Here is a 24,966-nt window from a genome sequence, read left to right on the forward strand (position 1 = left end):
TTTTGATGAAAATTAATAAATAGTTTTGAAAGATAAAATAATTATACATGCATTCATCTAAAGTCTCCCTTCTATTTGCAATTCTGGCAATTTCAGCAGCCTGTACTGAAAACAGGTACGCCCAACCGCTCAGCCCCGAAGATTCCATCGAAACTTTTGATTTACATGAAGATTTTGTGATCGAGGTTTTTGCGGCAGAACCACACGTGTGGGATCCTGTTGAGATGGTTTTTGACGAGAAAGGTAGAGCGTTTGTCGTCGAGATGCCGGATTATCCCTATAAGCCGGAACCAGGGCAAGGAAGGGGAAGAATCCGACTGCTTCATGATAACGACGGTGACGGCATCGTAGACGAATCCGTGATTTTTGCGGACGGATTGCCGGATGCCACCAGCCTGCAACCTTGGAAAGGGGGACTGATCGTTACATCTGCGCCACATATCTATTACCTAAAAGACACCAACGGTGACAACAAGGCGGATGTAAAAGAGGTGCTGTTTGAAGGTTTTTTCGAAAACAATTCGGAAGCCCAGATTACCAATTTACGCTTTGGAATCGACAATTGGATCTATGCGGCAAACAACGGACAGGCGGGAGAAGTCACTTATACCAAAAAGCCGGAGGCAGGTACGTTGGATATGCGGGGAGCAGATTTCCGATTCCGGTTGGATACCGACCAGTTTGAACTTGAAAGCGGGACGGCTCAGTTTGGGCATACACTGGATGATTGGAACAATAAATTTTTCACCCAAAATACGCTTCATATCCAGCAAGCGGTGATTCCTAGGAGGTATTTGGAAAGAAACCTTCATCAATCCACCATGAATGTTAACGCCAACATCTCCGACCATGATTTTGACATGTTCCAGCTAACTCCACCACCCTATTGGCGGGCGGAACGAACGCGTAGAAGAAACATCCAATATCAGGAGCAAAACCTTGATCGGGTAGAACATGCCGACAAATACTTTACCGGAGCATCTGGGGGTACGGTTTATAACGGAGATGCCTTTCCCGAAGCATTTTACGGGCATGTGTTTACGGGAGATGTTGCCGGTAATCTGATTCATAGAGATGTGTTAGTGAGGGATTCCGAAAAACCAGTTTTCATAGCTAAACGTGCTCCCGAGGAGCTGGATCGGGAGTTTTTGGCTTCTAGGGATCCCTGGTTTAGACCAACTAACTTCACCGTGGGTCCAGACGGATATCTCTATGTGGTCGATTATTATCGCCAACATATAGAAACCCCTGTCTCCATACCCGATGATCTGAAGGAAGACATGGACTTTTATGCCGGTGAGAATCACGGTAGAATTTATCGAATTCGTCCTAAGAATGAAACCAACCGTAAAAGCGCAGCCGTAGATCTGTCCACAAAAGCAGCTTCCGAGCTCGTGGAATTTCTAGCCCATCCAAACGGCTGGTATAGGCTCAATGCCCAGCGTCTGTTGTTGGAAAAGCCTGATCTGAATATTTCATCGGCTGTGGAGAAAATGGCCACAGACCATTCCGATCCAAGGGCAAGGCTTCACGCCATGTATGTGTTGGACGGGATGAAACAGTTGAATGTTTCTGTGATAAAAAAAGCTCTTAACGACACCCATGCGGAAGTCAAAAAACACGCAATCAGATTGGCTGAACAGCATACCGATTTTAAAAAGGAATTGATGAACCTAACTGGTGACAGCAACCCTATAATCGCCATGCAGGCAATTCTCAGTTTAGGACGATTTTCGGATGAAGCAACTATTACCACCCTTGGCGAACAACTTAACCTGCGAGGAGAAGACAAATGGTTTCGAATGGCTATATTGAGTTCGGCGGTAGGTGATGATGTTCGCTTACTGTCTGTATTAAATGAGAAGGCAAATTTCTTCTCCAATGAAGGTACCTGGCAAAAAGAATTTATCAGTGAATTTGCACACATTATAGGAGCCAAAGGTGACAAAGCAGAGATAGAGAAATTAATCGCCTTACTTACCCAACCAAGCCTTCCACATGCCAAAACGTGGCAAACTTTAAGCCTCAATGGAATTGCCAAGGGACTGAAGCGCCACACAGATGAAAATCCAGAACTCAAAGTTCTCTTGGAATCCATCGCTTCCTCTACGGAAGAGGCTGATAAAAATTTAGATAAGTTGGTGTCACTGTTGTAACTAGTTGAGATGAATAGAAGAGAGACGATTCGGAAATTATTTTCCGGTACTGTATTAGGAATTGGTGGAGGGTTATTGGCTATTAGTTGTGGGAGCGAAAAAAGTTCATCCTATGATCTGGCCGGTGTTACTTCATGCGATGACTTGGAAGGCCTTCCCGAAGAAGAGATTAACAAGCGAAAACAGTTGGGGTATGTGGAAGAAACCCCGATCGATGACAATACCTGCGACAATTGCCAATTGTATTTACCCCCTACCCCCGAGAGGAAATGTGGAGGCTGCCAGTTGTTTAAGGGACCCGTAAAAGAAAAAGCCTACTGTACGTATTGGGCTCCGAGAATAGAAGGTGTTTAAATATGTAGCATCTTAAGTAACTGATCAGTTGGCCTGTATAAACAATTTGGCAAGTTATTTGTATCTTATATAAGGTCCATCTTGACTAAGTTATGAAAAACTACCTCTTTCCTGTATTTGCTACCACGGGATTTTTGATTATCTATTTGACTGTACTATTTACCAATTTAAATACCGGGCTGATTCTCTTTCTATTCTCAATCTCCCCGATTGTGATGATTTGGATGGTGTACAGTGTGTTGACAGCTGATGCCGACAGTGCTTATACATTTGAGGATCGCTGGTACGAAGATCAATAGATCTTGTGTGTTTGGTATCGGACGGAATTTGTTGCTTTTGCTTTTGCTTTTACTTATTTTCATTTCATGTTGAAAAAAGAATGAAGGTAGTGTACTTTTACGCATGATAAAATCACCATTTCGCTCACTTCTTCCAATATTCGTAATTTTCTTCCCACTAGCTATTTTTTCCTGTAGTGGGCCGCAGTCCCAACCTTTCTTCGCTGAAGAATATGATCTTTTATTGGTGGATTCTTTTCAGGTTGACTATTCTTCGGAAATTCATGTGGCCGCATTTCAGGGTACACGGGGAATATTTTACAATTTCAGAGAAGGGTCTCTCGTCCTATTTGACACTAGTGGCTCGATTCTCCGACAAGAATTCCTTCCATTGGAGGGACCCAATTCCTTAGGGTACATTTCTGGAATGAAAATGAAACCGAACGGAAAAATCCTGCTTCAAACACTGAATGGAGAAATCGCAATTTTGAACGACAGCCTGAAGTTGGTGGAAAAAGTCATCTTTCCATTTGCGTCAGTTTCTCCAAACCTAAGAAGTAATATTAAAAGCTTGGATATGGTTGGTAAGGATGTATATGTCTATTATCCTGGGAGAAATGGAGAAAACCCGCTTGATAAAGGGTATTTTAAAAAAAGCCATTTACTCGAAATGATATCCTTGGCAACTCATGAATTGACTTCTGTGCTAAAATTATCTCCGGATAGTAAATTTAATCAAGACCTGTATTTTGAAGATCCTTATTTACATGTATCAATCTTGGGTGATCGCCTTTATTTAGCTTTTGACAGCGAACCGTTAATTTATGAATATAGCCTACTCAATACGGAAGATCAACCTATTATAATACCCTTAGATCCCAACAAATTCATTGAAGTGACCGGACAGCCCATTCCTCTTGGAAATCTTGAGGGCGTGTATCCGGGTTTAATTGAAGGGGTATTTCCTTTTGATTCAGGTTTTGCAGTGGCGTATGGTGAAGGTCTGGAGAAAGGAACAATGGAAACACTTATAAACGTTAACCCCAAATACCTAAAATACAAGCAGAGAAATTTGTTAAAAATATACCACAATGAACGGGGCTGGTCAAATGAAATTGCATTGCCACCGCATGTAGCTGCTATTTTAGGGTTTGAGGACCCAGCTGTTGATTTTTATGCCCTGCGAAATGAGGAGTTATTTGCTGGGAATAGTGGTAAACCCACCATTTATCGGTTTAGGCTTACTAAGAAAGATTAACCACAGAGCAGAATTTTAGGGAAAGAAACATTAAAAATATTTTTATCTGACAGGGCGATGGTTTTATATTTAAGTGTCAATATCTAAAAAAACCTAAACGCCTCCAAACTAACCTTTATATCCAATCCCAAAATATCCACGGCAATAGCTTCCCCCAGCCCCGCAGAATGCTTGAATCCATGCCCACTGCAGGCTGATGCAATATAAATATTCTTATATCCCGGTAGATGCCCCACAATAAAATTGGCATCCGGAGTAACGGTGTATAGGCATACTTTGGATTCAATTCCGTTTCTCTTTAAGTGCAGAAACCGATCACCCACTTTTTCTTCAAAAAAATCAATCTGCTCCTTTCGGGAGACAGTGCGATCTATAAGGTCCGGATGCTCAATGGGAACAAAGGACTCCGAGGCCATCTTTACACACCGTCCGTCCAGAGAAGGGAAACCATAAACAAAATCTTCCATATGCCCGCCAAAACCCCACATGTAGACTGGGGTATTGCCCAAATTGTAGGCTCCTCTTTCTATAGGTAGCCAATGTAGAACTTGTCTGCAGATGGAAAAAGGGGTTCTAAACCGTTCGGGTAAAAAATCTTTTACCCAAGCTCCCGCAGCGACCACAACCTGACCTGCCTCTACTGAACCAGATTCAAAAATTATTTTTACCCTGTCTCCGGAAATTGGTAAAATTTCCTTAACCTTAGTCCCTGTCATGACCTCGGCACCGTTTAGCCTGGCAAGTTCAAGTTGGGCTTCTATGGCCACCTCCGGCCGTAAAAAACCAGCACCAGGCTCAAAATAGGCCCTGTCGGTTCTCTCCAAATTGAAACAAGGGAATTTAATTGACACTTCTGCCTTTTCCATTAATTGAAAAGGAATTCCTGATTGTTGGGCATAAGAAACCGTTTTGTCAAAAAAGTTGGCTGCCCCGTGTTTGGTCCAACTGTCCGATTTGGAATCGATAAGCAATGCTCCACATTGGGTAAATAGGGATACCCCAGTTAGACACTCAATTTCCCGCCAAAGTTGGTGTGAACGCGCAACTAAGGGCAGAAAGGCTTCTCCCTCCCCTACCGCCAGGCGGGTAATGCGTGTCTCCCCATGAGAGCTACCCATATCATGGGGAGGATCAAACTGATCTATTCCCAAAACCCGAACCCCAGCCTGACTAAGATGCCATAAAACGGATGAACCCAGTCCGCCCAAACCTATAACAACCACATCTACCCGCTTTACCATTACCTTCTAAATTCAGCATTTACTTCATCCTGAAGCAAACCCAACACCTGCTTTTTAAAATACTGTAACTTTTCTTGATACTCTTCTTCATCATCGATCATGGCGAGGTAGTAGTAAGCTCCCTCCACCACCACGTATATTTGTTCCGCTAGCTGTCTGGTGTCCATTTCTGCAAATGCTGAGTCTTGGTTCAGGATGTCCTCCAAAGTCCTGCGCAGTGCAAGATGCAGATTTTTGTAGGCTGCTCTTATGGATTTATCCCTAAAAATCAGGGCGTAACAACTGTAAAATACGCCGTCGTCAAATAACAAGTTCCATTCCCTTGAAAACAACCGCCCTACCAGCTCCTGTACATCCAATTTGTGAGAAACATTTAGATGCTCGATGATTGGCTCGTAAATCAACTGATAGTGTTCCAAGATGTAACGGATTAACGCTTGAATTAAAAAATCCCTATTCGGGAAGTAATGCATGATTAGGCTGGGTGGGATATTCAAAAACTTCCCAATTTTTGCAATAGATGCATTTTCCAACCCCACCTCTTTAGCCAGTTGGTAAAACCCTTCGATGATTTCGGATTCCCGTTCTTGTCTAATTTTCCTTTTCATACCACTTATATATATAAAGAAACTTGAATTCACAAATAAAAGAATTAAAACTTACTTTTATCTGAATTATCTTTTACTTAATATTGAATGAACATTCAATAAATATTTGTTAACATTGCGTTCATCTCTTGGTAAAACTACCGTCTTACCTTCGCAATAAGATTTGCCATCAATTATCCACCACATTAATTCTATCTATGAAAACACATTTACTTAATGCTAGAAGAAAGATAGTTGTCAAGTCCCTGATAAGTCTGGGCTTGACCTTTCTTTTAATGTCAATGGGTTATGGCCAACAGACCGTAACTGGCATCGTTAAAGACAAAGCGGAAGACTTGCCGCTTCCGGGTGTATCTGTTTATCAGAAAAATTCTTCGAATGTCGCAATTACCGATATGGACGGGGCTTTCAGTATTCAGGTAAATTCCAGCGAATCCGAACTGGTATTTTCCTTTATCGGCTTTGAGACTCAAACCGTGGTGGTAGGTGACAGAAGTATCATCAATATCACCATGCTGCTGGAAGATACCCTGTTGGAACAGGTAGTCGTAGTCGGATATGGCGTTCAGAAAAAAATTAACCTCACAGGAGCTGTGGATCAAATTGGCGGTGAACAGTTAATAAACCGCCCTGTTGCCAATGTGATGCAAGGCCTACAGGGAGCTAGTCCCGGACTAAATATCACCTATAATGGAGGCAGGCCGGGGACCGTTCCAGACATCAACATAAGAGGGTTTACATCCATCAACGGCGGTGGCCCATTGATCGTAATTGACGGTGTAGCTGGAGCGTATGAGGATTTACTGCGTCTAAATCCTGCAGATATTGAGAGCTTTTCCGTTTTAAGGGATGCCGCTTCGGCTGCGATCTATGGGGCCAGGGCAGCCTTCGGAGTAGTTTTAATCACTACCAAAACAGGTGGTGCCACTCAAACAATCAGCTATAACAGCAATTTTACTTGGGGACGACCTACCGTACTTCCCGTTCCTGTGACAGATCCCTATATTTATTCGAGGGTCATGGATCAGGCTACCAGCAATACACCTTGGAATTATGTTAATTTCAATGACGCACATTACCAGTGGGCAAAGGAACGCTCTGAAAATCCAGCCATAGAAGATGTCCGAATAGACCCCAATGATCCCAATAGGTGGGCCTATATGGGAAACAATAACTGGTATGACTATTTTCTCAACTCATCGAGTTTCTCCACTAATCAGAGTCTTGCGATTAGTGGATCGGCTTCGGTCAACGACCTTCCAATCAACTACTATATCTCGGGCGATTATACCCGGGAAAACGGCATGAATAAGCTGGTTCCCGATTTTTGGGACCGTTATTCGCTTCGAGCGAGGGTGAGCGCCAATCCACAAAAGTGGCTTAAAATCGACAACAACCTGAATCTCTACCAAACTGAGCGGGAAGAACCCGTCACCAATATCACAGATATTTATTACTTGACTCCTATTCAAGTTGCTGAGAATCCTGATGGAACATGGGCAAACACAGCAGCAGGCAGACTGGCTGCACGACTCAAAGACGGGGGAGGCAACCGGGAGAACATGTTTGGTTTTCACAACATCATTCGTGGAACTGGCACCTTTCTAAACGGCGATCTAACCGTAACGGGAAACGCAAGTTTCAAGCGCGAGCAGTGGAATTATGGCTGGGAAAGGACTAAGTTTGACATTGGTTTTGGACCAGACGATATACGTACCGAAGGTGGAGATGGTTTGGTTGCGGAGCGCAACGGGTCTCTTCAGAATACTATTTTAGACCTTTATGGAAATTATACCAAAACTTTTGGTGTACATACCTTCAATCTATTGGCCGGATACAATCAGGAAAGTTATGTTTATAGCTCGGTGGAGGCTGAGAGGAGGGTGCTTATTTCCTCCTCTCTCCCCTATTTGGGATTAACTACTGGGGATCAGTTTATCACTCCCGGTTACAGCTCCTACGCCACCCGAAGTGTATTTGGCCGCGCCAATTATACCATCAATAACAAATACATATTAGAATTTAACGGCAGATATGACGGGTCATCCCGATTTCCTAGCAGTAACCGATGGGGATTCTTTCCTTCAATATCAGGTGCTTGGATCATTTCCGATGAATCCTTCTTCCCGGGAGCATCGACAGGCTTAGCACCCACGTTAAAGCTCAGGTCTTCTTATGGAAGTTTGGGTAATCAAAATGTGGCCAACTTTGGTTACATCCAAGCCCTTCCTACTGGTTTGTCCAGTAATTTATTCAATGGGGACCGTCAAGTAGTTATCACTTCCGCTCCCCCATTGGCCGTAGATCCCAATTTCTACACGTGGGAGAGAGTGGTCACTACCAACTTTGGATTAGACATGGGTCTTTGGGAGGATAAGTTTTTTGGTTCCTTCGATTATTTTATACGAGACACCAAAGATATGCTGACTAATCCCGTGGAGCTACCCGGAGTCTTAGGCACTTCTCCGCCGCAACAGAATGCCGCGGATTTGCGAACAAAGGGATGGGAAGTAAGCCTCTCCTATCGCACGCAATTTGCCACCGGAAATCAACCCATACAGTTTACGTCCAAGTTTTTTGTGGCAGACTCCAGGTCATTCATAACTAGGTTTGAAAACGAACAAGGTTTGTTTTCAAACTACCGGGTGGGCCAGGAAGTAGGTGAAATTTGGGGATTGACAAACGACGGCTATTTCGAAAATGAAGATCAAATCAGTCAATTAGATCAATCAGCCATTATTCCTTGGGGCGCATTGGACATTGTTCCAGGATGGCCAAGATATGTTGATTTAAACGGTGACGCCAAAATCGAGCAGGGCTTTCGCGAAGACGATCCGAAGGATTTAAGCATAATTGGGAACAGTCGTCCCAGGTATCAGTTGGGAGGAAATTTAGACCTGTCTTGGAATGGCTTCGACTTTTCTCTTTTCTTACAAGGGGTGGGAAGGCAGGATTATTACCCGCAACACTACCTCTTCTGGGGGCCTTACCAACAGCCATATGCTAATATATATCCTTGGAATTTGGATTTTTACAGAGGGCAGGGTGACAGCGATGACCTACGGGCTAGACATTCCCAGTCCTATATTGACGCAGGATTGGCGGATGCCAATACCAATTCTGCCTATCCGGTATTGCAGTCATGGCTTGCCGACAATAACTACGGCGCCGGTCTTGATATTCCCCAAACCCAGTACCTGCTAAACGCTGCATATGTGCGGGTGAAAAACCTATCCATCGGGTATACCCTTCCTTTGGAAATTGCCCGAAAGATAAAAGCCTCCCGAATTCGGGTATTTGTTTCCGGAGAAAACCTGTATGAATTTTCCGCCATTAAGAGTTTTGTGGATCCGGAAAGTGTGAATAACGGATATGGCTGGTCCTATCCTTTCCAAAGAAGGTATTCTGGAGGAATCAATATTGATCTTTAACCTGCTGACATCATGAAATCGAGCATGACGCAACCGTCAAACACTGGGATGACTATCAACCATGCGAGATTCCATCTGACCATTAAAAAACAATTATAAACAGATGAAAAATACATTCTTATATATCGTAAGCGTTCTTATATTGGCTGCCTGTAATGACGATTTTATGGACAGGTTTCCACAAACCTCCATTGCACCGGAAGAATTCTTCAAGACAGAGGAAGACTTGGCCTTGTACATATACGGGCTAGATTCCCTACCAGGTATGGGCCAATACCAGGCTGACCAAAGCAGTGACAATATGGCAACTACTGGAGCAATTGAGATTAAAAATATCATGACAGGCTCGCCTAGTTCGCAGACTATTACTGGAGGCTGGCATTGGCGTAGGCTTAGAAACATCAATTATTTCCTGAACAACCTGACAAACACCAATGCCTCACCCGAAGCCATAAACCATTTCGAAGGTTTGGCCCGATTCTACAGAGCACAGTTTTATGTGGACATGGTAAAGCGGTACTCGGATGTACCCTGGTATGATCAACTTCTCTCCCCTACAGATGAGGAACTCTTTAAACCGCGTGATCCAAGAGCCTTTGTAATGGAAAAAGTAATGGAGGATCTGGAATTTGCCTCCACGCATGTGCGGGAGAATGTCCCTACCGGTAGCCACGGAAAATGGGCCGTTAAGAATTATTATGCAAGAACTGCCTTGTACGAAGGTACCTACAGGAAATATCATGAGGAGCTTTCCCTTCAACAAAGTGCAGGTGCCTTCCTTTCCAAAGCTACAGAGCTTTCGCAGGAAATTATTTCTTCGGGTAAATTTTCCATCTATATGACCGGTCAGCCACAGACGGATTACCACAGCCTATTCTCCAGCCAAAATCTTATTGGCAATCCGGAAATGATTTTAGTGAATCCCTATGATATCAATAAAGACCGAAACAGTAATATCAACTTTACTGTTTTTGGTACCTATGAGCAGTCCCCCTCAAGAGACCTCGTTCAAACCTATCTGATGCAGGATGGCAGCAGATTTACCGATCAGCCAAGCTATGAAACGCTTCAGTTTGTGGAAGAATTTCAGGATAGAGATCCACGAATGTCCCAAACCCTCGTTTATCCGGGCTGGGTGCGTGTACCGGATCCTGCTCCGTATGTGCCGCTTATGAATCGAAACTTTACCGGATACTATCAGCGTAAGGGATACAACAACACGATCGATAACATTGCTATCGGCAGTCTTGACGTGCCGGTTTATAGGTATGCCGAGGCATTGTTGACCTACGCCGAGGCAAAAGCAGAGCTAAATGAGCTTAGTCAGGCCGATTTGGATATCAGCGTAAACCTTTTACGCACCCGGGCAGGTATGCCTCACCTAGACTTAAACCAAGCCAATGCTGCCCCTGATCCGTTCCTGATGGAAAAGTATCCTCAGGTAAGTGGGCCAAATGCAGGTGTTTTACTTGAAATCCGCCGTGAGCGACGGGTGGAATTTGCGATGGAAGGGTATCGTCATGACGATCTGATGCGATGGGCATCGGGAAAACTGTTGGAAAGAATTCCCGAAGGCATGTATTTCCCCGGATTGGGTAAATATGACTTGACAGGTGACGGTCACGAAGACATCATTCTTATAGATAAGGAAAGCAATATACCAACGGATCCGGAAAAAGAGCGAAATGAGCTCGGAACGCTCCTTGTTTACTACCGGGCTGGAACTGTCAATGACAACGTTACCGTATACCTCCGGAATGGAGAAAACGGAGGTACCTTAGTCACGGAGACAACTCCCCGGCAGTTTATAGATCCCAAATATTACTACAGACCCATTCCGATTCAGCAGGTAACTTTAAACAATAATTTGCAGCAAATCTTCGGTTGGGAGTAGGCTTGCTGAAACAACAATAAAACTATCCATGAATAAAACATTAAAAACCACCATTCTTGCATCTTTTATCTTTTTCCTATCCGGTGGCTTAGCCATCGGACAGGAAAAAAAGACCCTTTTTATCATCCTCGATGGCATACAGCGGGAGCTACTTGAAAAAAATAATACACCGAACATTGATCAGATCAGCCAGAGGGGAGCCTATGTCCATGCCTATGTAGGCGGCCTGAAAGGCGGATATTCCGAAACTCCAACCATCTCAGCAGTGGGATACAACAGCCTTTTAACGGGGGTTTGGTATAATAAACATAATGTTCGGGGCAATAGCATCGAGCAGCCCAACTATAACTATTGGAGCATTTTCCGCCATTTTAAATCCGCCTATCCCCATAAGACCACTGCAGTCTATTCTACTTGGTTGGACAACCGGACCAAGCTTGTGGGAGAAAACTTGGAAGAAACTGGTTTTTTTAACCTGGACTATCACTTTGATGGGCTGGAAATAGATACACTGAGTTTTCCCCACGATGAGGTAAGCGATTATATCCGGCAAATTGACAGGCAGGTTTCGGGATATGCCGCCAATGAGGTTAAGCTGAAAGGTCCCGATTTGAGTTGGGTTTACTTGCAATATACCGATGACATGGGACATAGGTATGGGGAAAGTGAACAGATGGATCTGGCTATACAGGAGGCTGACCGACAGGTTGGTCTGATTTGGGAAGCTATAAAATATAGGGAGGAAACCTTTCGGGAATCTTGGCTGGTCATTATCACCACCGATCACGGCCGCAGAAACCGAGGGTACGACCATGGCGGACAATCGGATCAGGAACGGGCTACTTGGATAGTTTCTAGTGAAAGGCTTAATGCCCATTCAACAGAGATTCCCGGTATAGTGGATATTTTTCCCACCATTTGCACCTATATGGATATTCCCCTCCCAAAAAACCATGCCATGGAACTCGACGGCATCTCGCTGATTGGAAAACCATATGCCGCAAATCTAGCTGGCACACTAACAGAAAATAAGCTTGAGCTACGCTGGAATGCCTATTCTCCGCAAGACAAAGCCAAAGTATGGGTGACTGCGGGCAACCAGTTTCGATTTGGAAGGACAGACCAGTATCGATTGGTAGGAGAAGTCAATTTGAGTGATGAACAGGCTAGCTTGGATCTTGGTCATGAATACCAAAACCTAAAAGTAGTACTGGAATTACCAAATGGATACATAAATGTCTGGGTAAAGGCAGAATAAGCGTTAATAAGAGAAAGACGCTGATATCCCTCCCCACCTCGACCCCAAAGTGGGTCGAACTTTTCGACCGGGTGCCGCAATGTCCAAGGTAAATGGAAAATATTTGTCTAACTAAAACCCTTCACCTACCTTTGTAGGTCAACGCAAGGGTTCATGATCAAAAGTAAAATAAAGCGGAGTTACCGAATAAGTAAATATATCGTTTATAAAGAGACCTTAGTTGATTTCAAGGAGCAAACATGGTCCTTTTTAGGTTCGTTTGTGGGAATTGGAATAATTGCCTATATCCAGAGTTTGTATTTAACTCCACTGGAAAATATTTTTTTAATAGGTTCTTTTGGAGCAACTGCGGTGCTTATTTATGGAGCAATTCAAAGTCCGCTAGCCCAGCCTAGAAATTTGCTTGGAGGACATATTATCAGTGCGATCATCGGGGTGAGTGTGTATAAAATAATGCCGGAAATCATATGGATAACCGCTCCATTGGCTGTTTCACTTTCCATATTGGCCATGCAGTACACGAGAACTTTACACCCTCCGGGCGGCGCAACCGCTTTGATCGCAGTAGTGGGAACAGAAAAGATAAAATCATTGGGATATTTTTATGTTTTATCTCCCGTACTTAGTGGAGTTCTTGTTTTGCTACTTATAGCCGTCATTTTTAACAATATTACCCCTGAACGGAAATATCCTACAGATGGTAGATTTTCAAGAACGATTAAATGGGCGGTGGCTCCCGCAAAGAAGCAACTTAAAAGAATGAAAAAATCAAAACCTAAAACCAAGTATCCAGATCCGGCAACGGAGAATTCCCCCAGGCAATTCTGAGCGCATATCCTAATCAGGTGCCATTTTACACAGCACGGGATATCTTGTCTTTTTGATCGTCTGTGTACTCATGGAGACTCCCCTCACCAATGAACAAAACGGAATTAATCCAATGCCTGCTAAATCAAATAACCGCTGTAGGGACCTCCAGAATGTTGATTCCTTAATGGACTTAATGCTTTTTATTTATCCTTTAAATGCTTTTCCAAAAAATCAACCGTTGCCATTCCGACTTTTACCTGATTGCCAAACTTCATCCAATGATGGGTATCGTCCGGGATCATCAGAAATTCAAAGGATTTATTTAAATCCTGAAATCTCCTAACTATATCCACAGTCTGAACTACCTGTACGTTCCTGTCATTGTCCCCGTGGATAAAGAGTACGGGAGAAGTCCATGTCTCGAGATCTGCCAAGGGGGAACTTTTCCACGCGGTTTTTAGTGCCAAATCAAAATCGGGAGCCTTTTCAAATCCTTCAGGCATCTCCAACCTGCTAGATAGCTCATGTACACCATGTATATCCACCCCAACTTTGAAAAGTTCCGAATCCCGAGCCAAAGCTAAGGCAGTCAAATAGCCACCATATGATCCTCCAAAAATACCAATCCGTTGTGGATCCACTTGAGGTAAGGATTTAAGATATTCTCCTGCCGCCTTGATATCTCTGTATTCAGCTGCTCCCTGCCAATAGGTATTTGCCGGCTTGTGGAACTCATAGCCGTACCCTATTCCCAATCTAAAATTGACAGACAATACCGCAAATCCCTTTGCTGCCAAGTACTGATTAATTGCGTACGTATTGGCATAGTAATCCCCATAATGCCAGCCAAGTAGCATTTGGCGTTGTGGGCCTCCATGGACAAAAACGATCGCCGGTTTGTCTTTCACGCCGTTCTTTTTTTCAAATAGCTGCGCATGAACCATTACACCGTCCTCTGCCTCAAAGGTCATTTGTTGCGGAGTTACCAGTTCATTTAAAGGAAACTCAGTCGGAAGTAAGCTCTTCCCAAATGCCTTTATATTTCCACTTGTTAACTCTAAAACGGTTGGAAGCAACGGTTGCCGGGCATTTGACCCTAGAAATGCAACTTGTTTTCCTTCAGAAAGGAGGACAGGAAACGTTTCTATTCCAGATCCAGAAGTAAGCCAATCGAGTTTACCAGTCTCGAGATCAACCATACCTAAATGTCTGCGGTCAATATCTTCAGACTCATCCCCATGATTAGCAGCGAAAAGCAGCGTAGATCCAGAACCGTCGACCCTAATATGCTCCACCATATAATTACCTTTGGTAACTTGGGTTTGATGGTTTTCAGTAAGCTGATATAAATGGGGCCATCCATCGGCATAGGATAAAAACACCAAACCACCATTTGCTGTCCAGTTCAGATTGGCATCCCCGTGGGTGGTGGGGTAAGACCCTCTCATTGTACGTGTGGATTGCCACCACTGTACACCTTCACCGGATTCAATGTCGGCTACCCATATTTCCCATGGAGTGGGGTGTTGGCCTAATAAGGTCTTGGCCTCCCCACTGCCGCCTGGCCTTCTGACAAATGCGACCCTTCGGCCATCCAATGACCACCTAGGCATCATATCCCTACTGAATGATGGAGCCAAATAAGTTAGGTTTTCAGTGGCAAGATCAAAGTAAGTGATCAGGGAGTGAGTACCCCGTTGCGTCACGAAGAGTAATTTTTTGCCATCTGGCGACCAACTTAAGTCTCCTACAGTCCCTCTTACTTCCACCATTAGATCCGGTTTTGCTTCTTCCGGTGACACCTTCCATATATTTCCATTTCTAATAAACACTATCTGTAATCCATCCGGAGAAATGGCAGGATAGTCACCCTCTGCCAGTTTTCTGGATTCCTTTCCGTCATAGGTTGTCCTCCAGATTTCTACTTTTGGTATGGATGCTATATGATTTGGATTAACCCCTGTATTGCCATCCCAGTTACTCCCATGTTCACCGCCTCTTACATAAACCAACCATTCCCCGTCTGGGCTAAACTGCAAACTGGTTATTTCCTGCCCATCATCTTCGCTATAAGATGTTATTTGTCTTGGAGTGAATTCCGAAGGTTGGGCTACAAAAACATTTCTTTGCCCTTTTAAATTAACTGCGAAAGCAAGTCGGTTTTTAACCTGAGATGCCGTTAACTCAGAAGGAAAAGGATACGACAAAAGTTGTTCAAGCGAATAATTCTGGCTCTTAACTGGAAACCAAGAGAATAGAATGATGCATGAAAGTGCAAAACGAACCATATACGGGAATGTTGAAGCTTGTCAAAGTTAACAGATTCAGTCTAGGTTCGGCGCAAGCATTCATTAATTTCGAGCAAAAATTTATTTCACCAATCTAAAGTTATTTCGAGGTTTATTCGCCTCAATTGATAAACTGGCTATTTTTTTGTTCTCCAAGAAAAGAATTCCTACAATGAACCCATATAACGAATCGCCCCTAATTTGAAAAAATGAAATTCTTTGTTTATATTCTTAGTGCCATATCCCTTATAGCCACTGGTCTTCCCTTGATCAAATCGGCTAAATGGTGGATTAGGATCTTCGATTTCCCACGCATGTCTATTGCCGTATTTTGCCTTCTTGCGCTTATACTTTGTTTTCGGTATATACACCCTAGAAAAATATATAAGATCGCACTTATCAGCCTTTTGGCAGTTGCCTTAGTTTTTCAGCTTTCAAAGATCATTTTTTACACGCCCCTCTATCCCCGGCAAGCAAAGGTATCCCAGAATATAACAGAGGAGAATCGGCTCTCAATTCTAGTTTTCAATGTGCGGATGGAAAATGAGGAAACAGAAAAGTTTGTGGATTTGGTAAAAAAATGGGATCCAGACATGATATTGATCACAGAACCGGATTCAATATGGGCTGAAGCCCTTTCGGTATTAGACAAAGAATACGAATTTCAAATCAAAGAGCCACTCCCCAATACCTATGGAATGATGTTTTTTTCCAAATTTCCATTGTCGGAAAAAAAAGTCAGGTACTTGGTCGAAGAGGAAGTTCCTTCTATTGCCACAAAAATCACTCTAAGGACAGGTGATGAGGTAATGTTGTATGGCCTCCACCCAAGACCTCCAAAGCCAGGCTCTGATACCTATGAGCGGGATACAGAGATTCTGCTGGTTGGCAAGGAGGTCCAAGAGAGTTCTATACCGTCTATCGTGGCCGGTGATTTAAATGATGTGGCCTGGTCTCATACTTCTGAATTATTTCAGCGCTACGCACAGCTGATTGATCCTAGGGAAGGCGTTGGCATGTTCAATACGTACAATACCAGTTTGCCCTTCTTCCGATACCCGTTGGATCATATATTCTACTCCGAGGAATTTGGTTTGACAAGAATGGAAAGGCTGGAACATATAGGGTCAGACCATTTCCCTATTTATATTGAACTGACCTTTGAGCCAGAAGTTGACCAGAGTGAGTTTATAGAAAAGGTTGATGAAGAAGCTGAGGAAGAAGTTCAGGAAACTATTGAGAAGGGGACTTAATAAAAACCGGGATTTCACTTTCTTGAAAAAAATCCCAAAAATTCCTTTATTTGAAAAGAGCTTATTCAGTTCGGGTCAGTTATTGGCGAAAATATTTTTAACTTTAATATATGTGGAATGATATTTGATTTTGGGTTTTCAAAAGAAACGAGGGTAAGTCTATTTTTAATGCGAAAGCCATAACACATTGGTTTTGGTTAAATTTAGCCGTTCAGTCAATCCTTTATTGTTAACCAAATATTTAATACCCTTTATTTCTACTATGACTCCTAAAAGTGTAACTACCGCAGCGACGCTAATAATTATCTTTTCGGTAATCGCAATTGTCTATGTCATGCAGTCTATTATAGTTCCACTGCTTTTTGCGATAATTTTTTCTATCATGATGTTTCCTCTATGCAATCTTTTGGAACGTTGGAAGCTTCCCCGAGCTGCGGCATCGGTTGTTTCGCTTTTAGTGCTTATCATCATCGTCTCTGGAGCGGTATCATTACTTGTTAATCAAGTCATCATTATTGGCAAGGATGGTGATGACATCGCAAAAAACTTCCTGACGGTATATGATTCCATCACTAAATGGATTGAGTCCACCTTCGGAATAGAGCGAGGAGAATTCACCAATAGAATCAGGGAACAGGGACAAAGTACGCTTTCCAACGCAGGGTCATATGCTCTTGCCGCATTCAGCTCTGCTGGCGGCACTTTAGCTAATGCGGTACTAATTCCTATCTATATATTCTTTATGCTCTATTACAGGGATTTTTTCCAGGATTTCTTTATCAGGCTTAATAGCGATGATCCGGCGGAAAAGACTAGAAACATCATAAAGGAAATATATGCCGTGATCCAAAGCTACTTGCTAGGAATGCTTACAGTCATGGGCATAGTAGCAATACTTAACACCGCAGGGCTGTTGGTAATGGGTATCGATTATGCGTGGTTCTTCGGGATTTTTGCTGCGGTAATGATTTTAATCCCATATATAGGAATTGCTATTGGCTCTGTTATTCCCGCCTTGTTTGCCTTGGCGACCATGGATAGCTATTGGTATGCCTTAGGAATAGTTATCTGGTTTCAAGTAGTACAGTTTCTAGAGGGTAATTTTATTACCCCAAATATTGTGGGTGGAAAGGTAAATTTAAACCCATTGTTTGCCATTATTTCCCTGTTGTTGGGCGGCATGTTGTTTGGTCTTGCGGGCCTTATCCTTGCAATTCCAATTATGGCTGTGTTAAAGATCCTCCTCGGTTTAAACAAAAACACAGAACCTTACAGTTTTCTTATCGGAGAACCTACCAAAGACCATTTACATAAGGAAACGTTCTCAAAGTGGTTTTCCAAGCATAAGTCAGGTGAAAACGAAGAAGGTTTAGAAAACTAACTAAAATTGTAAATTTAATTTACGCGGAAAGAGTAGGCAAGTTATTCAAGATTTGACATTTTCATCTTTGCCTCATATATAGCATCTACCAAACCATCATCAGGGGCATCGCTTCCCAATTGCCAGAACATGATTCCTCCCAATCCTGTGTCCGCAGCATACCTGGTTTTTAGTTTGATGGAAACTGTATCTTCGTACGAAATAAATATACTATCTGCCGGATGATATAGGAAGGGCGCTTTGGCAACTGGATCCCAATGTCTTATGAATCCTCCTTTATTCTCGAAGTTTTCCCTAATTGCCGCATAAGATCCACTTCCTGTCCACGCGCCAGCAGCTTTCTGATAAAGCCCATTGTTCATAGGCGGCACACCCACCCATCCCTTGCCGTAAAAAGCAGCCCCTATAACAATCTGCTCTGGTCGTGCTCCATTCTCCATGCAATAGGCAATAATCTTTTCGGCGGAGTACACTTCTGCTGAATCACCCAAATCACGGATTTTCATTTCGTAAGCAGGAGTTTCTGCTATGTCTTCCATGGTGACCCAACCCAAGTTGGTATGATGCGCAGTATACGGATTTCCGCCGCCAGCCAGGTCGTAGGACATGATGTTTATGTAATCTACAACCTTCATCACTTTTGGCAATTCAATATGATGAAAAAACCGTTCCCATCCTGCCGCTGCAAATGTCAGCAGTTGATCCTCACCAATCCGGTCAAGTCCTTGGCGCAATTCTTTCATCAGGGTAGTGAAATTCTCTTTATCTTCCGGCAAATAGGGATTCCCAATTCCTTTAAGGCCAGGATATTCCCAATCTATGTCCAAACCGTCCAATTCGTACTCGTTGATGAATCTAACCACACTTTCTACAAATTTCTTTCTAGTTTCCGGTGCTTTGGCCATATCCGAAAACCCGCCAGATCCACCCCAACCCCCACAGGCAATCATAACTTTGAGATCCGGATGTTCCTTCCGCTTCTCCACCAAACTTCTTAAAACAATGCCCGAAGAGTCATTTTTGAATTTCATTTCATCATCGATCACCTCAGTAAAGGAATAAATGATATGAGTCAACTTTTCAAGAGGAAGTTTCTCCAAGTCATAATTTTTCCACCCAACATAGTAATACGCCATAACCTGAAGGTCATTTTCTTTTGATAAACTTCCCTTTGGTCCGCAGGACAAAAGAAAAGATACCAAGCATAATCCGGAAATAGCAGAAAGGATAGATTTCATGAGAGGCGCACCAAAATAGAGTTACAACTAAATTTGAAAATTAAATATAATAAAACTTTATGGAATTTTCTGTCCGGTAGTTGAAAGAATGGCAGGTCCGAAACAGCGCTACGGTAGAGATCACCTTCGTTAATTTATCGCCAGTGGAGAAGAATCATTTGTACGAAATCCCGATCAATGTCATTCCATATCAAACTCAAAGAAATTCATTTTTGAGTTAGTCGCTTCTAGACCGATTAAATCTATTAGTTGCAGGTTATAGTAAGTTAAACAGTTATCTTTAAATATTTAAAATATAAACTTGCTTCATATCATAAATAAACAAAATAAATTAAATTTTTCTGATTAAAATTTAACTTTTTCGACTCTTTTTACGTTTTAATATTAAAACTGTTCTATCTATATTTTAATTAACCAATCATGAAAAAAATCAATAATTCTCAATTATTCACTTTGCTTTGCGCACTTGGCTTCATTGTTCTGGGAGCCGGACAGTCTATGGCACAAAGCAATAATCCCGGCCCTAGATTTGGGATCAAAGGGGGCTTAAACGCATCACAGCTCTACGTAGATCAACCCAACGTTGAGGATGAAAACATGAAAATTGGATTTAATTTCGGTGTTTTCACGAAAGTTCCCATTAACAGTTTTCTGGCATTACAACCAGAAGTGCTTTACACCAATGTCGGATCTAAAGTAACATATGGGGGATCTAATTTGGAAAATCTCTTTGGCATTGAACCAGGAGAGGTACGTTTCAACTTGAATTATATTCAAGTTCCTGTTGCACTCGCTGTCAACATTGGCCCGTTAAATGTTCACGCAGGACCTTACGTTTCCTATCTTCTGTCAGCGAATGTGAGAGATTGGAAACCGTCGGAATTAAGCGGTACGACAGTTCGAGAACTTGATACCGACGACTTCAACAAAGTAGATTACGGAGTTGTTGTCGGCGTTGGGTTTGATGTTCAGCAGGTTACAATTGGCGCAAGGTACAATTACGGTCTTAGAGAGATTGGAAACAGTAGCCTAGCTGGTAACCTAACCGAGAATTCTAAAAACTCGGTGGGTCAAATTTACATTGGTTTCGGCTTTTAGTATCGTAGTCTCCGGATGATGAGCCTGCTTTCCCATGGGAAAGCAGGCTTTATTTTTACACCTTACTTAAAAAAAAGGATTTGTGGGTTGAAGCGAGAAAATTCCGTTTCAAAAATTGATTTCTAATACCACTGTTGGGCAAAAAGTAGTTACATTTGGGTTGAATATTACAGTTTCGACTAGCAGCCACCAAGTAAAAACCAACCAACATGAAAAAACTGGCGTTATTTCTAACCCTCACTATACTTTTTTATGGATGTAATCAATCTAAAGACAATGAAAACCGCGACAGTGATTCCCTTCCCCGGATTGCCATTGCGGGACTAGCTATAGAGTCTAGCACCTTCTCCCCAGCCCAAACGGAGGAAGACGCTTTTCTGGCAAGAACTGGCGAGGATATATTCAACATGTATCCTTTTTTTTCTACAGATTCCGCAAATAGGAAGCGTGCAAACTGGTTTCCAACACTAAGAGGTCATGCCATTCCCGGCGGAATCGTCACCAGAGAAGCATATGAATCTTTAGTCACCAAAACTTTAGAAATGTTGGCGGAAAATCTGCCATACGATGGATTGTTTTTTGACATTCATGGGGCAATGAGTGTGGTGGGAATGGACGACCCAGAAGGAGACTTTATCATCAGAATCCGAGAGGTCATCGGTGATGAAACCATAATCTCTACCTCCATGGATCTTCATGGAAGTGTTTCCTGGAGATTGGCGGAGAACACGGATTTGATCACCTGCTACCGCCTTGCACCGCACGAAGACGCCATGGAGTCCAAAAAACGCACAGTGGACAACTTATTGGAACGACTGGAGAGTGGCAAAGGCAAGCCAGCATACAAGGCCTGGATTCCAGTTCCAATCCTCCTTCCGGGTGAAAAAACGAGCACACGGGTAGAGCCCGGAAAAAGCCTGTATGCAAAGGTAGATCCGGTAACCAAGGAAGAAGGAATTGTAGATGCGGGGATTTGGATTGGATATGCTTGGGCCGATGAACCCCGAAATCAGGCTTATGTCATGGTTACTGGAGATGACCGTGAAAAGGTAGGAAGTGCTGCGGAATACCTCGCCCAGAGTTTTTGGGATGTAAGAAATGAATTTGACTTTATTGCACCGGTTGCTACCCTCAAGGAGAGCCTCGATATGGCCATTGCGAGCGATAAAAAACCTTTTATGATCAGCGATATGGGTGACAACCCTACTGCAGGCGGTGCGGGAGATGTGACATGGACCCTGCATGAGGTGCTTGCCCGCCCTGAATTCAAAAATGAAGACGGGCCTTCGTTGATTTATGCCTCTATCCCCGGTCCTGAATTTGTAGAAAAAGCAGTGGCGTCAGGTATAGGAAATCAGGTCGAAGGATGGGCAGGAGCGGCAGTCGATGACCGTTTTGCCCCGCCGGTGAAGCTTTCAGGAACCGTAACAGCTATAGAGCATGGGGATAGAAACGCGGAAACCGAGGTTGTGGTTAAAATAGGAAGTGTTTCTGTAATCGTAACCAAAAAGCGGAAACCATACCACCGGGAAAACGATTTTACACGATTGGGCTTATCACCCAGGGAAAGTGATATTGTGATGGTGAAGATCGGGTATCTCGTCCCGGAATTGTACGATATGCGCGCCGATTGGATTATGGCCCTGACTCCCGGCGGAGTAGATCAAGACCTGGAAAGGCTTGGACATAAGCGCATCAACCGCCCCATGTTTCCATTGGACAGAGGCATGTTGGATCCGGACCTAAGCGCCCAGTTTGTACCGCTATCGCATGAATAAGCACTTTTGTGCGGTTTCATAAAATCGGTGTAAATAAGGGGTAAAGCACTCTAATTCATATATGACTGATTTCAAACCATCTATCTGATGCAAGGCACTGGGATTTGCTTTTACCGAAATAAAACAGTAGACTTGTCTATAAAAGCAGCTCTGGGAATGAGTTGGACTATACTTTTTCCCCATTACCACTAACATTTATACGGATTAAGCGCACCTCTTTTTAGTAAGATTTAAGAGAATTGGGTAAATGCACTCAAATACAATTAACAAAACATAAACTATCTATTAATTAAACACAAAACTAATCATGTCAAAAAAAGTCGTAACACTTGGTGAAATCATGCTTCGTCTGTCTACTCCTGATTTCAAAAGATTTGTTCAGGCTGAAACCTTTGATGTCACTTACGGTGGCGGTGAGGCCAACGTGGCCGCGGCCCTTTGTAATTATGGTCTTCAGGGTGTCTTTGTAACTAAAGTACCTGATAACCCAATCGGTCAATCTGCCATCAACCATGTCCGACGATATGGTGTGGATACACAGTTTATCGTCCGTGGGGGAAAAAGGTTGGGGATTTATTTTTTGGAAACAGGTGCTTCCATGCGTGCCTCTCAAGTGGTATATGACCGGGCTGATGCATCTATCTCTGATGTAGACGTGTCTGAATTTGATTTTGACAAAATATTTGATGGAGCCGTTTGGTTTCATACCACCGGCATCACCCCGGCGCTAAGTGATAAAGCCGCCGCCTTGACCGAAGCAGCCTTAAAAGCAGCCAAGGCGAAAGGAGTGACTACCTCCATTGACTTGAATTATCGTAAAAAATTATGGAGCAAGGAAAAGGCCCGCGAAGTAATGACTAGACTTTGCCAATACGTGGATGTATGTATCGGTAATGAGGAAGATGCCGAGACTACCCTTGGCTTCCACAGTAAGGAAACAGATGTGACCAAAGGAGAATTGAATCTTGACGGGTACAAAGACGTATTCAGACAAATGAAAGAGAAGTTCAACTTCAAGTATATTGCCTCCACCTTGCGGGAAAGCTATAGTGCCTCGGATAATGGCTGGAGTGCCCTTGTCTATGACGGCAATGAATTCCATCATTCCAAAAAATATGATGTCCGAATTGTGGATCGAGTAGGTGGTGGAGACTCTTTTGCCAGCGGATTAATATATGCCCTAGTATCAGGCATGCCGATGAAAGAAGCAACGGAATTTGCAGTGGCAGCTTCCGCATTGAAGCACACTATCCCCGGGGACATGAACCATGCCACACTCAGTGAGGTAAAGGTGCTAATGGAAGGTGATGCCAGCGGTCGTGTTCAGCGGTAGGCTACGATAAAAAACTTCGTTATCAAAACAAACCCATTTAGCGCATGATTATAGATTCATTATCCAATGCAGACAAGTATTTTTCCGTACATCCGCTGTTTGGAAAAGCTTTTGCCTATATCAGGTCTCTTAACTTGGCGGAGATTGAACCCGGAAAGTACGAAGTGTCTGGCGACGAACTGAAAGCCATTGCATTCGACAGTCCGGCCAAAACCGCCGAAGAATCCCTTGCAAAGTTTGAATGCCACAATAAACACATAGATATCCAACTTTGCATACAGGGATCGGAAACCATTGGTTGGAAACCTAGGGAAAGTTGCGCCAACCCGAAGGGTGATTATAATCCTGAAAAAGACGTGGCCTACTACAGTGATGCACCGGATATGTATTTTCAGTTGCATGACGGTCAGTTTGCGATCCTTTTTCCAGAAGACGTACATGCCCCAATGATTGGGGAAGGAACGATAAAAAAGCTGGTTCTCAAAGTTAAAATCTAAGTACACTTTGACTGCCAAGAAATGTTAAATAAACTCCACTTTGTCAGGATATTTTCGGTAAAGTGGGGTTTTTACCCCTAACGAATGAACATGAAAGAAGAATTATTGAAACGCCTACCCGAACAGGGAATATTACCGCTATATTTTGACAAAGACCCGGAAGTAAGCTTGAATGTTTTAAAAGCTCTTTACGGTGCAGGAATTCGTATGGTGGAGTACACCAATCGAGGTGCGGCAGCGTTGGAAAACTTCAAGAAGATGCGTGACCTCCGTGACAAGGAGATGAAAGATCTTTACTTGGGCATAGGGACAATAAAAAACGCTGTCATGGCGGAAACCTATATTGCCGCAGGTGCGGACTATATCATTTGTCCAGGCACAATTCCGGAAGTCGCGGAAGCGGTGGATAAACACAACATGCTATGGGTACCCGGTTGCATGACGCCTTCTGAAATTATAGCCGCCGAAAATTTGGGAGCCAAGCTTATCAAATTATTCCCCGGAGACATGCTGGGACCCGGCTTCCTGTCATCCATCAAAGCATTGTTTCCTGACCTGCTGTTTATGCCAACTGGTGGTGTTTCCCTAGATAGAGAAAATTTAGAAGGCTGGTTTAAAGCTGGCGTTTGTGCGGTGGGTATGGGAAGTAAACTTGTCAGCAAACAGCTTTTGGAAGCTAAAGACTATGACAAAATTCAGGAACTTACAAAACAGGCCATACAGACTATTAAGGAAGTTCGGTAGTAGCTTTAAGGGGGTTGTTTTATTCAAAAACACGAAGGCTCTGATTTTTCAGGGCCTTTTTTATTTTC

19 protein-coding genes are annotated in these 24,966 nt (G+C 43.2%); 15 read left to right on the forward strand and 4 right to left on the reverse strand.

Translation table 11 applies throughout. The features are described 5' to 3' along the window. Nucleotides 1-47: 47 nt before the first annotated feature. From FQ608_RS25650 to FQ608_RS25665, 4 genes are all read left to right on the forward strand, one after another. Nucleotides 48-2,156 (forward strand): PVC-type heme-binding CxxCH protein, encoded by a 2,109-nt coding sequence (locus FQ608_RS25650; RefSeq protein ID WP_158861354.1) that lies wholly within the window; start codon nucleotides 48-50, stop codon nucleotides 2,154-2,156. Between the two features lie 9 nt (nucleotides 2,157-2,165). Then, nucleotides 2,166-2,510 carry a high-potential iron-sulfur protein gene (locus tag FQ608_RS25655; protein WP_158861356.1) on the forward strand — a complete coding sequence of 115 codons (345 nt, stop codon included), beginning with the start codon at nucleotides 2,166-2,168 and terminating at the stop codon, nucleotides 2,508-2,510. A 92-nt stretch (nucleotides 2,511-2,602) separates the two neighbouring features. Continuing rightward, the gene (locus FQ608_RS25660; protein ID WP_158861357.1) at nucleotides 2,603-2,809 is read left to right on the forward strand and encodes a hypothetical protein; all 207 of its coding nucleotides are present in this window, start codon (nucleotides 2,603-2,605) and stop codon (nucleotides 2,807-2,809) included. A gap of 103 nt (nucleotides 2,810-2,912) precedes the next feature. Further along, nucleotides 2,913-4,046 carry a hypothetical protein gene (locus FQ608_RS25665; protein ID WP_158861359.1) on the forward strand — a complete coding sequence of 378 codons (1,134 nt, stop codon included), beginning with the start codon at nucleotides 2,913-2,915 and terminating at the stop codon, nucleotides 4,044-4,046. A gap of 83 nt (nucleotides 4,047-4,129) precedes the next feature. Here FQ608_RS25665 and solA read toward each other — a convergent pair whose 3' ends face one another. Both solA and FQ608_RS25675 read right to left on the reverse strand, forming a co-directional pair. After that, nucleotides 4,130-5,287 carry an N-methyl-L-tryptophan oxidase gene (solA, locus tag FQ608_RS25670; RefSeq protein ID WP_158861361.1) on the reverse strand — a complete coding sequence of 386 codons (1,158 nt, stop codon included), beginning with the start codon at nucleotides 5,285-5,287 and terminating at the stop codon, nucleotides 4,130-4,132. Then, complete coding sequence (locus FQ608_RS25675; protein WP_158861362.1) at nucleotides 5,287-5,895, reverse strand: TetR family transcriptional regulator; 609 nt, start codon at nucleotides 5,893-5,895, stop codon at nucleotides 5,287-5,289. Before FQ608_RS25675 ends, solA begins: the two co-directional genes overlap by 1 nt. A gap of 197 nt (nucleotides 5,896-6,092) precedes the next feature. Here FQ608_RS25675 and FQ608_RS25680 point away from each other — a divergent pair, with 197 nt between their 5' ends. The 4 genes from FQ608_RS25680 (at nucleotide 6,093) to FQ608_RS25695 (ending at nucleotide 13,306) form a co-directional block, all read left to right on the forward strand. Beyond that, complete coding sequence (locus FQ608_RS25680) at nucleotides 6,093-9,326, forward strand: SusC/RagA family TonB-linked outer membrane protein (RefSeq protein ID WP_158861363.1); 3,234 nt, start codon at nucleotides 6,093-6,095, stop codon at nucleotides 9,324-9,326. Nucleotides 9,327-9,429: 103 nt separating this feature from the next. Then, entirely contained in the window at nucleotides 9,430-11,220 is a 1,791-nt protein-coding gene (locus FQ608_RS25685) for a RagB/SusD family nutrient uptake outer membrane protein (protein WP_158861365.1), read from the forward strand. Between the two features lie 28 nt (nucleotides 11,221-11,248). Then, the gene (locus FQ608_RS25690; protein WP_158861367.1) at nucleotides 11,249-12,478 is read left to right on the forward strand and encodes an alkaline phosphatase family protein; all 1,230 of its coding nucleotides are present in this window, start codon (nucleotides 11,249-11,251) and stop codon (nucleotides 12,476-12,478) included. A gap of 153 nt (nucleotides 12,479-12,631) precedes the next feature. Further along, nucleotides 12,632-13,306, forward strand: coding sequence for an HPP family protein (locus tag FQ608_RS25695; protein WP_158861368.1), 675 nt, complete (start codon nucleotides 12,632-12,634; stop codon nucleotides 13,304-13,306). Nucleotides 13,307-13,488: 182 nt separating this feature from the next. On the opposite strand, the gene FQ608_RS25700 is transcribed toward FQ608_RS25695, so the two are convergent. After that, entirely contained in the window at nucleotides 13,489-15,576 is a 2,088-nt protein-coding gene (locus FQ608_RS25700) for a S9 family peptidase (RefSeq protein WP_158861369.1), read from the reverse strand. 209 nt (nucleotides 15,577-15,785) lie between these two features. On the opposite strand from FQ608_RS25700, the gene FQ608_RS25705 reads away from it, so the two are divergent. Both FQ608_RS25705 and FQ608_RS25710 read left to right on the forward strand, forming a co-directional pair. Continuing rightward, the gene (locus FQ608_RS25705; RefSeq protein WP_158861370.1) at nucleotides 15,786-16,829 is read left to right on the forward strand and encodes an endonuclease/exonuclease/phosphatase family protein; all 1,044 of its coding nucleotides are present in this window, start codon (nucleotides 15,786-15,788) and stop codon (nucleotides 16,827-16,829) included. A gap of 262 nt (nucleotides 16,830-17,091) precedes the next feature. Further along, complete coding sequence (locus tag FQ608_RS25710; protein ID WP_158861371.1) at nucleotides 17,092-18,210, forward strand: AI-2E family transporter; 1,119 nt, start codon at nucleotides 17,092-17,094, stop codon at nucleotides 18,208-18,210. A 41-nt stretch (nucleotides 18,211-18,251) separates the two neighbouring features. Here the strand turns inward: FQ608_RS25710 and FQ608_RS25715 are convergent, their stop codons facing one another. Continuing rightward, a complete protein-coding gene (locus tag FQ608_RS25715; protein WP_234364404.1) occupies nucleotides 18,252-19,448 on the reverse strand; it encodes a glycoside hydrolase family 18 protein in 1,197 nt (398 codons plus the stop codon). Nucleotides 19,449-19,868: 420 nt separating this feature from the next. Here FQ608_RS25715 and FQ608_RS25720 point away from each other — a divergent pair, with 420 nt between their 5' ends. The 5 genes from FQ608_RS25720 to FQ608_RS25740 all read left to right on the forward strand — a co-directional run bounded on the left by FQ608_RS25720 (nucleotide 19,869) and on the right by FQ608_RS25740 (nucleotide 24,898). Continuing rightward, complete coding sequence (locus FQ608_RS25720) at nucleotides 19,869-20,546, forward strand: porin family protein (protein WP_158861372.1); 678 nt, start codon at nucleotides 19,869-19,871, stop codon at nucleotides 20,544-20,546. Nucleotides 20,547-20,755: 209 nt separating this feature from the next. Next, nucleotides 20,756-22,324, forward strand: coding sequence for a M81 family metallopeptidase (locus FQ608_RS25725; protein ID WP_158861374.1), 1,569 nt, complete (start codon nucleotides 20,756-20,758; stop codon nucleotides 22,322-22,324). Between the two features lie 307 nt (nucleotides 22,325-22,631). Beyond that, entirely contained in the window at nucleotides 22,632-23,657 is a 1,026-nt protein-coding gene (locus FQ608_RS25730; protein WP_158861376.1) for a sugar kinase, read from the forward strand. A 44-nt stretch (nucleotides 23,658-23,701) separates the two neighbouring features. Further along, a complete protein-coding gene (locus tag FQ608_RS25735) occupies nucleotides 23,702-24,154 on the forward strand; it encodes a YhcH/YjgK/YiaL family protein (protein ID WP_158861378.1) in 453 nt (150 codons plus the stop codon). A 90-nt stretch (nucleotides 24,155-24,244) separates the two neighbouring features. Continuing rightward, on the forward strand, nucleotides 24,245-24,898 hold the full coding sequence (locus tag FQ608_RS25740; RefSeq protein ID WP_234364405.1) for a bifunctional 4-hydroxy-2-oxoglutarate aldolase/2-dehydro-3-deoxy-phosphogluconate aldolase: 654 nt from the start codon (nucleotides 24,245-24,247) through the stop codon (nucleotides 24,896-24,898). The last annotated feature ends 68 nt before the right edge of the window (nucleotides 24,899-24,966 follow it).

Origin of the sequence: Lunatibacter salilacus (assembly GCF_009797935.1) — a bacterium.
GTDB lineage: Bacteria > Bacteroidota > Bacteroidia > Cytophagales > Cyclobacteriaceae > Lunatibacter > Lunatibacter salilacus.